Here is a 12,871-nt window from a genome sequence, read left to right on the forward strand (position 1 = left end):
CCATCTCAGAAGAACATCGTGTTCCTTCTGCGTCACATCCACTTGCATGCAGGTATTCTACAGCGAGCGGCACATGATTTCCAGACTACTAAACCACAGAATACGATTTTGTTTCATTTCGGCTATAGTTCGCGACGGAAGTCTCCTTCAGCATACTGCGAGAGAGTTTCCCAGAGTTCTCTCCTTTCAGGCGCCGTGTCAAAGAGATTTGGCCATGTAGGATAGGCGCGCAATTCGAGAAGCGTCGGACTATCTAGCTGCTCATAAAGTCGTGCTGTATTGGAACTGTCAGGAATCAACTTTCGCCATGCGTTTCGTGCAGTCTTGAGGTGATTTTTGATAATGGCTAGTTCGGTCAGTTGAATGATCGGGGCGGACATCGTACTCCTTAATGATTCTCGTAGAAGAGTGGATCGATAAGGTGACGGGAGGGACCTAGTTTGTCGGTAGGACTCGCCAGCCCTCCTGGTACGCAAGGCGAAGCATTTCGGGATTCCTTCCGACCACAACTCCTTCGTTGACGGCTCGAAGGAGTGCAGCGTCACTAGGATGGTCGCCATAAGCCCGAGTAAGGCTCGGGTCAAGTTTCAAATCTTCGATGAGGTTTGCGGCGCCGTTTCCTTTGGCTTGACCGATCATTCGAGTTTGAAGCTCACCCGTATAGATGTCGCCGTTGGTTGCGGGGCGTGATGCAAGTACATAATTGGCTCTCACCGCATTGGCAATTGGCTCGAGGCATGCCTCGAAAGAACCGGACACTAGTGCAATGATGGTTCCCCTGTCTCGCAGTTCTTCGAGTTCTGCAAGGACCGGATTGTGAAAGAGGGTTTCTTCCGCAGATGATTCGATGAACCACTCCCTGCCTTGTTGCATAACCCATTTCCGGCTGAAACCTGCGAACCCTCGATAATACGCGGCGTTCACTTTCTCGCGGCTTTCCCCGCTGTCGGCGAGTCTCTGAAAGCGCTCGACTGCATGTTGTCGATCTGGTTCGTACCATCCTTGGGCGAGGAGAATCTTATCGAGGAGGGAAAACATGCTTTTGACGCGAATCAGGGTTTCGTCGACGTCAAAGAGGGCGAGGAGTGGTCTCTGCATTTTATGCTTCACTTTTGTTTTTGGATACTAGAAGTTCGATGGATTGCTTAGCCTTTTTGGTTTCGATCTCTTGAATTCGGTCTGCTTTGAAGACACTGTAAGTGACGATGGTCCGACTGGCGGTGACTTCGTTTTGCAGGATTTCAATTACGGCTTTGAACTCTACGGAGTCGGCTCGGGAGCGTCCGGGTTCATCGGTGACAAATGTCAGAGTGGCCGGCAACGGAAAGAGGAATGACTGAAATTTCGTGCTGATTTCGTGGATGACGAAGTATGGTTCTTCGATATCGTCGATAAGATGGAGAATCGTGGTCGAAACGAGAAACATTTGACGGGAGGCTTCGATTGCAATCATGCCCTGCACGTGCAGGCCGGTCTGGTGGTCGAGCAACAGCTCATTGTCATTGTCGATCGTGAGATCGGCTCGAGTCGTGTAAAGTCCCGGTCTTTATCGGGTTTGAGATTAGTACGTTCTGGGAATGTAGTTTATGACTTGCTCTTTTTGATGTGATCTGCGTTCGGCTGAAGTTGGCCTTAGGGAGGGGCCGTCGATGGTTCTCGTTCAGTGCCGCGTCGAGGGAGAGGAGATCGGAGCCCCGAATCCCTTGGCCGAGGATGAGGGTGTCCGGGATACATTCAGGATCGCTTTGGGCCATCCGAACAACCTGGGCGAGCGTCCGCGCACAGGTGTGATGAGTGATGCCCTCGAACCGGTCGCCTACGACGACGAGAACTGCTTCCTGGTTGCGAGTCACGGTGCGTCTGCCTCTCTCATGCGGTTGCGTGTTGGGGTCTGGCGGGTCCAGCTGGTGGTCCTGCCGCTCCTGCTGAGGGTCGGCACGGTGCGCCCAACTAAGGGCGTTGTACATGGCCAACCAACAAGTTGGTGATGGCTCGAAGGCTACCTTCCGACGAGTGCGCTGTCAAGGGTTGGACGGCCGCGTGTGGCAGACTGGGATGAAATGCCAATGGGAAGCACGACGATCGGAGATGTTTGGATGGACCGCGCGGTCGAGACGAAGGCACGGATCTTGAGCGCAGCTCGAGCGGAGTTCGCTGAATTCGGTATCGCGGGGGCCCGTGTAGATAGGATTGCCGAAGCTGCACATATCAACAAGCAACGGATTTATGCGTATTTTGGCGATAAAAATCAGCTTTTCGAGGCGGTACTCGCGGATGCTTTTAGTCGTCTCGCTGACGCGATTCCACTGCCGCAGTCGCGGGATGAGCTCATTGAGTATGCGGGGCGAGTTTTCGACTTCCATCAAGAGAATGTGGACTTCAATCGATTGCTCGCGTGGGAAGCGCTCGCCTTCCGGGATGGAGCTTTGCCGGTCGAGGCGGAAAGACACAACTATTACGCCGATAAGGTCAAAAGTGTGGCGGAGGCGTTTCCTGGGTTGGGGGAAGATGTCGTCGCCCCATTGCTGCTCCAGATCATCGGCCTTGCGGCGTGGCCTGTGCTTATGAGCCCACTCCAGCGCCATCTCTACGGTCTTGAGCCGGGTTCCTTGCCTCCGGCAGCGACCACCAGGAGTTTTGTCGTCCGGGCCGCTGCTGCGCTGGTGGATGAGATTTTGCCGTGATGTCGCGCGTCAGGCCTGCTGGCGAAGTGGTTGGTCATGTCCTGGGGGAGAGCCTGCCTGGGAAGGAATGCCTATCCGGAATCGGAGGAGCGCCTCGCCCCTCGTCTAGGCCGTCTAGGCTTGGCCCCACGATGAACGCGACGAACTCCCTCTTCGGCAACCTGCCCATGCCCGGCGCGGACGCCCAGCCACCGGCCGAGGCCGCCCTGCCCGCCCTCGCCCCCGCCGATGACGACTCCTGGGCCGATGTTGAGGCGCCCGAGGAGGACTGGGGTCCAGAGGACCCGCCCGCCCCTGATGACGCCAAGGACATTGCCCCCACGTGGGAGGAGCACCAGGCGCAGACCGCCGCCCTCGTGGCCCGTGCTCAAGCCAACGCTGCGGCCGCCCGCAGCGGCGAGGCCGACGCTGCTTCATCGCACCGCCCCGGCGCACCAATGTGGGGCGTAACCGTGGCTGATCCCGCTGACCTCCTGACCGGCCTCAACCCCGCCCAGGCCCAGGCCGTCACTCACGCCGGCTCCCCCCTGCTCATTATCGCCGGCGCCGGCTCGGGCAAGACCCGCGTGCTCACCCACCGCATCGCCCACCTCATTGCCACCGGCCGCGCCCGCCCCGGTGAGATCCTGGCCATCACCTTCACCAATAAGGCCGCCGCCGAGATGCGCGAGCGGGTGACCGCCCTGGTGGGCCCGGCGGGGGAGCGCATGTGGGTGTCCACTTTCCACTCCGCCTGCGTGCGCATCCTGCGCCGCGAGCACGACGCCGCCGGGCTGCGCTCCACCTTCTCCATTTACGACGCCGCCGACTCCACCCGCCTGATCACGCTCATTGTGCGCGAGCTGGGCATTGACCCCAAGCGCTTCACACCCAAGACCTTCGCCCACCGCATCTCCGAGCTGAAGAACGAACTCATCACCCCCGCGCAGTACGCGGAAAGAGCCGTCACCTCCAACCCGCTGGACCGCCACCTGGTCGAGGTTTACCGCGCCTACGCCGCCCGTCTGGCCGCCGCCAACGCCCTGGACTTCGACGACCTCATTATGCGCACGGTCGCGCTGCTCCAGACCCGGCCGGCCGTGGCCGAGATGTACCGCAGGCGCTTCCGCCACGTACTCGTCGACGAGTACCAGGACACCAACCACGCCCAGTACGTGCTGGTGCGCGAACTCGTCGGCGGCCCGGGCACCTCCGGCGCCGGCACCCCCCTGCCGCCGGGCGAGCTCACTGTCGTCGGCGACTCCGACCAGTCCATCTACGCTTTCCGCGGCGCCACCATCCGCAATATTGAGGAGTTCGAGAAGGACTACCCCACCGCGCGCACCATCGTGCTGGAGCAGAACTACCGCTCCACCCAGAACATCCTCACCGCCGCCAACGCCGTTATCTCTCGCAACACCGGGCGCCGTCCCAAGAATCTGTGGACCGACTCCGGGGACGGGGCCAAGGTCGTGGGTTACGTGGCCGACTCTGAGCACGACGAGGCCCGCTGGATTAGCGCCGAGATCGACCGCCTCACCGACGAACATGGCCTGCGCCCCGCCGACGTGGCCATCTTCTACCGCACCAACGCCCAGTCCCGGGCCCTGGAGGAGGCCTTCATCCGCTCGGGCCAGCCCTACAAGGTTGTCGGCGGCACCCGCTTCTATGAGCGGCGTGAAGTCAAGGACGCCATTGCCTACCTGCGGGCCGTGGACAACCCCGACGACGACGTCAACCTGCGCCGCATTCTCAACGTGCCCAAGCGCGGCCTGGGGAACAAGGCCGAGGCCACGCTCGCCGAGCACGCCGCCCGGCACGCGGTCTCCTTCGGGCAGGCCATCGCTGACGCCGCGGGCGCCCTGCGCCCGGCCGCCGACGGCGACCTCGACACCCCCGGCATTGAACCGCCGCCCGTGGAGGGCCTGGCCACCCGCGCCCGCAACCAGGTCACTGGTTTTCATGAGCTGCTCTCCACACTGCGCGACATGCTGTCGGCCGGCGACGGCGTGGCCGACATCCTCGACGCCGCCCTGGACGCCTCGGGCTACCTCGCCGAGTTGCGCGCCTCCGACGACCCCCAGGACGCCACCCGCGTGGAGAACCTCGCCGAACTGCACTCCGTGGCCGCCGACTTCCAGGCCGCCAACCCCGAGGGGACCCTGGCGGACTTCCTGGAGCGCGTCAGCCTGGTGGCCGACTCCGACCAGCTGCCGCCGGCTCCAGACCTGAGCGCCGAGGACGAGGCTGTGCGCCAAGACCAGGGCCAGGTCACCCTCATGACCGTCCACACCGCCAAAGGCCTGGAATTCCCGGTCGTCTTCGTCACCGGCATGGAGGACGGCACCTTCCCGCACGTGCGGACTCTGACCGAGGACACCGAGCTCGCCGAGGAGCGCCGTCTGGCCTACGTGGCCCTCACCCGCGCCCGACAGCGCCTCTACGTGACACGCGCCGCCGTGCGCAGCGCCTGGGGCGCGGCCAACGCCATGCCCGCCTCCCGGTTCCTGGACGATATCCCCGCCTCGGCCATGGAGTGGAAGCGACTGGCCTCCTCCATGGACGCCCTGCGCGGCGGAGGCACCGGCTGGGGGTCGACCTGGGGTGAGGGGGGCTTCGATGCGAGGCGCCGCCATGGTCACGGGGACGGCCGGCGCCGGTACTCGACCTCCAACAATTCCGATAATTCCGATAGTGACGACTTCGCTCCTGCCATTGGCTCAGGCGCCCCCCGCCGCGGCAGGCTTTCACGCGTCGAGACCGCCAAGGACCGCGCCGCTAGGCGGGCCGGTGAGCGCAGGCTCAAGCGCGGCGCGCCCACCCGGCTCGGAGGGGGCGCCGGCACCGAGGAGGAGGCGCTTCCCGCGGCGGTCGCCGGACTGAAAGCCGGCGACCAGGTCCGCCACGACACCTACGGGGTGGGGACTGTGACCGCCCTGGAGGGCTCCGGGCGGTCCACGGTCGCCCACGTCCAGTTCACAGTGGCCGGCGCCCCCACCATTAAGCGCCTCATGCTGCGACTGGCCCCCATTGCCAAGGTCTGACGGCCGCGGCGGGCGGGTGCGGCCCGGTCGACTTCGGCCGTGCAAGGATGCTCCTCCGGCCGCCGGGTGCGGTATCTTCCTGTGACTGTGAACTCCTCGACTCCATTGCATGCCCTCGATCGGTTCGTCCCCAGGCCCCCCGCGGGCGCCTGGCCGGCACCAGGATCCATGCGTGTGTGGGGCCTGCAGTTGATCGTCGGTGTTGGCGTCTTCCTGTGCGCCCAGACAACCATCGGCGTAGTCGCTATTGTGCTCGGCATGCTGGGAGGCGGTCTGGACCCTGCGAAGGCGTTGAGTACGTCTTCTAAGGACCTTTTCAACAACCCGGCTGTCTTCCTTCCCGGGGCGATCGCGTCAGCGGTTGTTGCCGTGGCCGGCTACTGGATTCTCATGCGCCTGCTGCGTCAGCGCCCTGTTGCCGAGATGGGCGGACCGGGCATTCTCAAGGAGCTCGGGGTCGGCCTGGCCCTGGGGGCCGCGCTCATCGCCCTGGTCTTCGCCGTTTTAGCCATTGTGGGCGCCTACCGGATCGTGCAGGTCGGCTGGAATGGGGGCATCCTCGTGGGCCTGGGTGTTGGAATTATGGCGGGCTTCGCCGAGGAGATCCTCTTCCGGGGGGTTATTCTGCGACTCCTGGAGGCCTGGCTGGGTTCCTGGTGGGCCTTGGGCATCACTTCCGCTGTTTTCGGCCTCCCGCACCTGCTCAACTCTGAGGCGAGCCTCTTCGGGGCGATCGCCATCGCCCTGGAGGCGGGGATCCTCATGGGCGCGTGTTTCATGCTCACCCGCCGCCTGTGGCTGGCCATTGGCCTGCACATTGCCTGGAACTTCGTCCAGGGAGGCATTTTCGGTTCCGATATCTCCGGTGCGGGCACCGGCCGTGGCCTGTTCGAGGCCTCGTTCTCAGGCCCCGATCTCATCACCGGCGGTGACATGGGCATTGAGGCATCTATTGTCGCCATTGTCGTGTGCATGACGGCGGGCCTGGTCATGCTCCTCCTGGCCCATCACCGCGGCATGATCGTGGCCCCCAGTTGGCGACGCCGCGCGCAGGACCAGCAGGACAGCGGCGCGCAGGACCAGCAGGACAAGTGACCCCCCGACGTTGGCGGGCCCGTAAGCGCCTCCTGGGCCGCCCCGGTCAATAGTGGCCCAGGGCGGCCCGGGTGGGCTCAGTGACGTGGGCTGAAGGTCGAATCGTCGAGGGCGCGCAGCACTCGCGCCGGGTTGCCCACCGCCAGACAACTCGCGGGCAGGTCTTTGGTGACCACGGAGCCGGCGCCCACCACGCAGTTGTCCCCAATGGTCACGCCCGGGCAGACCACGACGCCCCCGCCCAGCCACACATTGTCGCCAATGGTGATGGGGTCGGCCGACTCCAGCCCGGCCTGCCGGGCAGTGGGCTCCAAGGGGTGGACCGGCGTGAGCAACTGGACGTTGGGCCCGATCTGGCAGTGCGCGCCAATACGGATCGGTGCCACATCCAGGGCCACCAGGCCGTAGTTGGCGAAGGTCCCCTCACCTACGGTGATGTTGTCCCCGTAGTCCACGCGCACCGGCGGCAGCAGCCGGGCCCCCTGGCCCAGGCCGGGGATGGCTGAGCGCAGCAGGTCCCAACAGTCCTCCTCGCCGTCGGCGAAGGCGGCCTCGAATCGGTGGAGGGTTTTGCGGGCGTGCGCGGCAATCCGCTTGTTGTCCGGGTCGTCGGCCACGTACCAGTCGCCGGCGAGCATGCGTTCGCGGTTGGACCGCTCATCGCCTTCGAAGAAAGGGGCGGCCAGGGGGAAGGGGGTGCTTGTCGCGGTCTCGCTCATGCCAGGACCCTACCGGCCGCCGACACCGAGTTGGCCCGGCCTGCTCAGTTCTAGGTCACCACAGGAATGTCGGTGAGCCGGAAGGGGTAGGACAGCAGGCCTCCGGCGTCGTGGTCCAGGATGAGTGTGGTCTCACCGGTATCCGGCCAGACGACGAGCACCGTGGCCTTCTCATCCTGGGACAGTGGCTCAATGAGCTCCAGCTCGGTCAGGGCGCGGTGCGCGCTGGTCCCCGGGAGAAGGTAGTCGACGGGGAAGACGCGGTCCGAGCCGGCCAAGAGGGTCAACCCGTTGGCGGCGAAGACGGTTGTTGCCCCGCCCAGTTCTCCGCGGGCGTTGGCCAGCACCGACCCCGGATCGTCCAGCCAGCCGGTGCCCAGGGGGGTGAAGGATCCGCCCGTGCCGCCGGTGACTGTGAGCTCGCCCAGCAGGAGTGTGCCGCGCCGTTTCACCTCGGCCAGGCTCACCTGGATCTGGCCGAGTCCGGTCTGCGGGGCGTCCACGGTGACTCCCGTGGCGCCCGTGGCCGTGGGGCCGGTGGAGTCGGGCAGCGCCGCCTGGGAGCCCGAGCGGCCGATCTCACCGTTGGTGCCCCCGGTGGGGGTGATAACGATCTCCACACGACGGTTGACCTGACGGGCCTCGTCGGAGTCGTTGGGGACTCGGGGCTCGGATTCGCCCTTGCCCGAGACTGTCACCTCCCAGGCGCTCAGGTCCGCCAGGGCCCCCAGGCGGTCGGCAACGGCTTGAGCGCGGCGCTGGGAGAGGTCCTGGTTGTAGGCGTCGTCGGCGATGTCGTCGGTGTGCCCGGTAATGGACAGCGAGCCGCCCTCGTACTGGGAAATGGTCTGGCTGATCCCGGTCAGGGCCGTTTCCGCCCCGGCGTTCAACTCGGCGGAGTCAACATCGAAGGTGACATCACTGGCCACATCCACTGTTGTGGACTCCTCGGTGGTCAGGCTCGAGGAGGAGCCGTCAATCGCCTCGGTGTAACGCTCCAGGACGACGGGTTCGGCCAGGGCCGTATTCGGGGCGGAGTCCTCGACCACCGCCGTCAGGTCAATGTCAATGTCGGGGGCCTCGTTGACCACGGGCACCTCCACGAAAGCAGTGCGCGAGAGGAAGACGGTGACGGTGTCGACGTCGACCGCACCAAAAGTGGCGTGCAGGTCCTGCTCGCCGGACTCGGCGAGGGTCGGGAACTCGGTGCGGGTTGAGGTCGTGGACCACAGGCGGCCGCCGGCGGTGTCGATCAACCGCAGGGGACGGCAATTCGCCAGGTCGGAGACGGCGTCCCCCACCAGGAGGCGTCCGGGACGCAACTTGTCGGCCCCGCTGGCCGTCGAGTCCCCGGTGACGCGCAGGGGCAGGACGGTGGTGGTCTGGTCGACGCGAATGAGCGGCCCGACATTAAGGGTCAACTCAATGTTGGTGATGGTGGTCGAAGCGGTTTGGCCGGGCGTGGGCGATGCGGTCGGTGAGGCGCCGGTCACCGGGGGCTGGTCCTCGCAAGCGGCCACGGCCCCCAGGGCTACCAGGACGGGGACGGTGAGGATAGTGCGACGTGAGAGTTGCATGACTCCTCCAGAGCGCTACATGGTCGACGAGATGCCTCGACGGTAGCAAGAGTCACAAACCTGGAGCCATGGGGTGAAGGCACCATCGGGAGCCGGCCCTGACCGCGGGGCGCCGTGGGCTCGGCGCGCGGGTGGAAGGGTGCCGCTGAAGGCCCCGGCCCTCCCGGTAGGGGGGCGCAGGCCTTGCACCGGGCGGGAGGGCGCTGCCGTCTGCAGTTGCTCTTAGGTCCGAGTCTTCGGGGACGACGGCGATGGCGGCGCCGTGCCGGTGCCCGCCGGGGCGCTGTCGCCGGTGACTTGGAGGACCACCAGGGGAGTGCTTGTCGGCTGCTTTGAGCCCCCCAGGGGCTCCAGGGTGATGAGGATCTGCTGCCCCGCCTGAGGCATCATGGTCAGGAAGGAGAAGGTGGTTCCGGACTGGGGGTCGTAGACGCCCAGCGAGGTGAGCGTTTCCCCGTCCTGGAGCCATACCTGGAGGCTGGAGCCCTCAGCGGCGGCGGACATCTCGGCGGGCAGGCTCAGGGCCGTCATCCCCATGTCCTGGGACCAGGTCAGTGTCGCCACATGCCCATCGGGCATGGTGTCCGAGACCCGCTGGACGTCCTGGGCCTGGTTGAGGTGGGCGAAGTGCTCGGTGGGGGCCATGGAGTCCATGGCACTCCAACGCCCCAGGACCGCCCCGGTCCCCACCAGGAGCAGGGCCGCTGCCGCCCTCAGGGAGGCCGCCAGCCAGCGACGCCGGCGCCAGGGCACCACGGTGCTCTGGCGCTCGTTGGCCGCCTCAACCTCAACGAGGTCAGGGGGCCCTGACGCGCGCCCCAGTCGACCCTCCTGGGCAGTGGTGGCGATCTGCTTCAAGAGGGCGTCCCGCAGGGCCGGTGGCGGGTCCACTGGCGTCAGACAGGCCCCCAGGCGTGAGACCGTCTCGCTCTCAAGAAGGGCATCCAGCTCGGCATCGGTGGGGATGGCGCTGTGCCCAGTGCTCCCTGGATTCTCCGGGTCGGTCATCTCTCCACCTCCAGATGGGCGCGCAGCTTGGATATGCCATCTCGTATTCTCGTCTTCACGGTTCCCAGGGGCACTCCGCAGTGCTCGGCGATCTGGGAGTGGGTCAGGCCACTGAAGTAGGCCAACTCAATGGTGGAGCGGTGGGGCTCACCGATCGCCTCCAGGGCCCGGCGCACCCGGCGGCCCTCCAGACGGTCCTCCGCGGTCTGAACGGTCATGTCGTAGTTCGGCTCATAGCTGCCGCGGTAGGCGCGGTCACGGTCCCGGGCCGCCTGGCTGGCGCGGACTCTATCAATGGCGCGGCGGCGGGTCATGGTCACCAGCCAGGCCCGCGCGCTGCCACGCTCGGGTGAGAACGTGGCGGCGCGCTGCCACACCTCCAGGAAGACCTCCTGGAGCACTTCCTCGGACTGGGCTCGGTCGACGAGGATCTGTAGGACCAGGGCGAAGAGCCTGCCCGACCAGGCGTCGTAGAGGGCGGCGAAGGCCTGGGCGTCCCCCTCGGCGACCTGGGCCAGGAGCTCGGCCTCCCGGGCGCCCGGCCCGGCCCCGGCAGCGGTGTCCTGTGCTGTCACATGGGCATCGTACGGGGCCGGAACCAGGCGCAGGCGGGAGGGCGCCTGAATGGCGCCGGTGGAGTACACGGCTTGGCCCTCACCCGAAGGTGAAGGAGTAGAGCTGGAGCCCGGGGCTGGCGGTGATGTCAATAACACCACCGGTGGTCTCTTCAGAACTGAAGATCTCAAGGCCGTTGGGCACGCCGGACACGCGCGTGGTCCGGGCGGCCTCGCCGTCGACGCTGTAGGTGAGGTCGCCCTCCCCGGAGACCACGAGGTTGACCTGTTTCGCGTGGAAGGACAGGCGCACCCGGCCGTCCTGGCCCACCGGGGAGATGGACTCCGCGGTTACCTCCCAGGTGCCGTCCAGGGCGAAGGTGTCCATCGGCTGGGGGGAGGGGAAGGTGAAGGCCTGCCGGCCCTCCTCCAAGGGCCCGGGCGCAAAATTCTGGGCCCGGGCCGCTCCCAGATAAGTCTCTGGGGTGCGCGGACCGGTCACCGAGGGGGCGTCGTCGGCGGAGGTGAAAACCGGGTCGGGCAGGACCACGTCGGGGTTGGCCTGGACCAGCAGTTCGCGGACAAGTCTCTCAGTGGTGGCCTCCCCGCCCTCCCCGAAGGACACCTGCCGAAGCCGGCCATTGGTGTCGGCCAGGTAGTGGGCGGGCCAGTAGTGGTTGTCGAAGCTCTGCCATGTGGCCAGGTTGGAGTCCACGGCCACGGGGTAGGTGATGCCGAGCCTGTCAGCCCCACCGCGCACATTGTCGACCTCCTTTTCGAAGGCGTACTCCGGGGAGTGGACCCCGATGACCTGTAGGCCCGAGTCCGCGTAGGTGTCGTGGAGCGCTTGGATGCCGGGGATGGAACGCTGGCAGTTAATGCAGGAGTAGGCCCAGAAGTCGATGAGCCGGACCTTGCCGGCCAGGTCGGCCTGGCTCAAGGGCTGCTCGCCGGGGGTATTGAGCCAGGCCACGATCCCCGTGACGTCCGGTAGAGGACCACAGTCGGCCAACTCGGTCGCCCCGTCCAGGCAGGCCCCATTCGTGCCCGCACCGCTGGAGCCGCGCAGCGCCTGGTCCGTGCCCGCCTGCAAGGAGGCGGTGTAGTCGGGCAGGGCGCGCTGGAGGACGGCGGGCAGATCGAAGACCAGCCCCACGGACAGGGCGATCATGAGGGCGCCGGCGGTTATGCGCACGCCGCGCTGGCGGGTGCGGAAGGCCTTGAGGCGCTGGGTGATGCCCCGCCCCGCCAGGGCGAAGGCGAGCAGGGGCACGGCCGTGCCCAGACCGAAGGAGACAGCCAGGGTGACGGTGTCAGCTCCGATCCGCCCGGTGGACCCGGCCACGGAGACGGCTGCCAGCACAGGGCCGGCGCAGGGCACATAGGCAGCGCCCAGGACCAGGCCCAGGACCAGGCCGTTGCCGGGCCTGTGTGAGCCCGCCTTCTGGAAACGGGCGAAGGGGCGCTCCATAACCTCCATGACTCGCGGGATGATCATGCCCACGCCAATGAGGGCGAGCAGCACAATCCCGGCCCAGCGGATGATGTCCTGCGGCAGGTGCAGAAGGTTGAGGAGGGTCGATCCCAGGAGCGTGAAGACCGTGAAGCTGGTGACCAGGCCGGCGACCACAAGATAGGGCCGCCAGCGGGAGGGGACGGCTTGCTCGGAGCCGGGCCTGGCGCCCTGTGCGCCGCCGGAGAAGAAGATGACCGGCAGAACCGGCAGGATGCACGGGGAGATGCCCGTGATAAGGCCTCCGAGGAGGCCGATGAGGACAAGGCTGGTCATGTGTGCTCCTAGTCGACGAGGGTCTGTCGCACACAGTTCGGAACAGAGGGACCTATGGATTGGAGAAAACTGATCCAGATTCTCCAATCCGTCGGGTGGAGGGCTCCGAACAGGTCAGTGAGAGGCGCCGATGTGGTGCCTGAAACCCAACTCCTAAGGAGACTCCTCATGCGCATCCGCAAGATCGCCGTCGTGTCCGCCCTCGTCGCCACCGCCGCCGTGGGCCTGGCCGCCTGCGGCAACGACAGCACTGCCGAGACGAAGGACCCGGCCAGCCAGAGCCAGACCAGTGACTCCATGAGCGACGACAACAAGATGTCAGACGGCGACAAGATGAGCGACGACAACAAGATGAGCGACGGCGACAAGATGGATGACCACGACAAGATGAGTGACACCGAGAAGTAAGGGGGGCACCGGCC

Annotated in this window: 12 protein-coding genes and 1 pseudogene; 5 read left to right on the plus strand and 8 right to left on the minus strand. The window is 65.9% G+C overall.

Annotation, left to right across the window (positions count from 1 at the left end; all coding sequences use genetic code 11):
• Positions 1–122: 122 nt before the first annotated feature.
• From EUC46_RS08355 to EUC46_RS08365, 3 genes and pseudogenes are all read right to left on the minus strand, one after another.
• Complete coding sequence (locus EUC46_RS08355) at positions 123–380, minus strand: hypothetical protein (protein WP_128773715.1); 258 nt, start codon at positions 378–380, stop codon at positions 123–125.
• Between the two features lie 55 nt (positions 381–435).
• Entirely contained in the window at positions 436–1,098 is a 663-nt protein-coding gene (locus EUC46_RS08360) for an HAD family hydrolase (RefSeq protein WP_128773716.1), read from the minus strand.
• A 1-nt stretch (position 1,099) separates the two neighbouring features.
• Positions 1,100–1,516 (minus strand): annotated as a pseudogene (locus EUC46_RS08365) (AfsA-related hotdog domain-containing protein); the annotation flags it as partial.
• 274 nt (positions 1,517–1,790) lie between these two features.
• Here EUC46_RS08365 and EUC46_RS08370 point away from each other — a divergent pair.
• From EUC46_RS08370 to EUC46_RS08385, 4 genes are all read left to right on the plus strand, one after another.
• Positions 1,791–1,988, plus strand: a complete 198-nt coding sequence (locus tag EUC46_RS08370) for a hypothetical protein (protein WP_128773718.1) — start codon at positions 1,791–1,793, stop codon at positions 1,986–1,988.
• Between the two features lie 54 nt (positions 1,989–2,042).
• Positions 2,043–2,684 (plus strand): TetR/AcrR family transcriptional regulator, encoded by a 642-nt coding sequence (locus EUC46_RS08375; protein WP_128773719.1) that lies wholly within the window; start codon positions 2,043–2,045, stop codon positions 2,682–2,684.
• Positions 2,685–2,815: 131 nt separating this feature from the next.
• Positions 2,816–5,707: a UvrD-helicase domain-containing protein gene (locus EUC46_RS08380; protein ID WP_128773720.1), complete on the plus strand. Its 2,892-nt coding sequence runs from the start codon at positions 2,816–2,818 to the stop codon at positions 5,705–5,707.
• Between the two features lie 168 nt (positions 5,708–5,875).
• Positions 5,876–6,802 (plus strand): CPBP family intramembrane glutamic endopeptidase, encoded by a 927-nt coding sequence (locus tag EUC46_RS08385; RefSeq protein ID WP_128773721.1) that lies wholly within the window; start codon positions 5,876–5,878, stop codon positions 6,800–6,802.
• A gap of 77 nt (positions 6,803–6,879) precedes the next feature.
• Here EUC46_RS08385 and EUC46_RS08390 read toward each other — a convergent pair whose 3' ends face one another.
• The 5 genes from EUC46_RS08390 to EUC46_RS08410 form a co-directional block, all read right to left on the minus strand.
• Positions 6,880–7,521: a sugar O-acetyltransferase gene (locus tag EUC46_RS08390; RefSeq protein WP_128773722.1), complete on the minus strand. Its 642-nt coding sequence runs from the start codon at positions 7,519–7,521 to the stop codon at positions 6,880–6,882.
• 50 nt (positions 7,522–7,571) lie between these two features.
• Positions 7,572–9,098 (minus strand): OmpA family protein, encoded by a 1,527-nt coding sequence (locus EUC46_RS08395; protein ID WP_128773723.1) that lies wholly within the window; start codon positions 9,096–9,098, stop codon positions 7,572–7,574.
• Positions 9,099–9,320: 222 nt separating this feature from the next.
• On the minus strand, positions 9,321–10,106 hold the full coding sequence (locus EUC46_RS08400; RefSeq protein WP_128773724.1) for an anti-sigma factor: 786 nt from the start codon (positions 10,104–10,106) through the stop codon (positions 9,321–9,323).
• On the minus strand, positions 10,103–10,681 hold the full coding sequence (locus EUC46_RS08405) for a sigma-70 family RNA polymerase sigma factor (protein WP_164918793.1): 579 nt from the start codon (positions 10,679–10,681) through the stop codon (positions 10,103–10,105). Before EUC46_RS08405 ends, EUC46_RS08400 begins: the two co-directional genes overlap by 4 nt.
• A 79-nt stretch (positions 10,682–10,760) precedes the next feature.
• Positions 10,761–12,449 (minus strand): cytochrome c biogenesis protein CcdA, encoded by a 1,689-nt coding sequence (locus EUC46_RS08410; RefSeq protein WP_128773725.1) that lies wholly within the window; start codon positions 12,447–12,449, stop codon positions 10,761–10,763.
• Between the two features lie 168 nt (positions 12,450–12,617).
• On the opposite strand from EUC46_RS08410, the gene EUC46_RS08415 reads away from it, so the two are divergent.
• Entirely contained in the window at positions 12,618–12,857 is a 240-nt protein-coding gene (locus EUC46_RS08415) for a hypothetical protein (protein WP_128773726.1), read from the plus strand.
• Positions 12,858–12,871 lie beyond the last annotated feature (14 nt).

This window comes from Actinomyces oricola, from assembly GCF_004104015.1.
In the GTDB taxonomy this organism is placed as follows: Bacteria; Actinomycetota; Actinomycetes; order Actinomycetales; family Actinomycetaceae; genus Actinomyces; species Actinomyces oricola.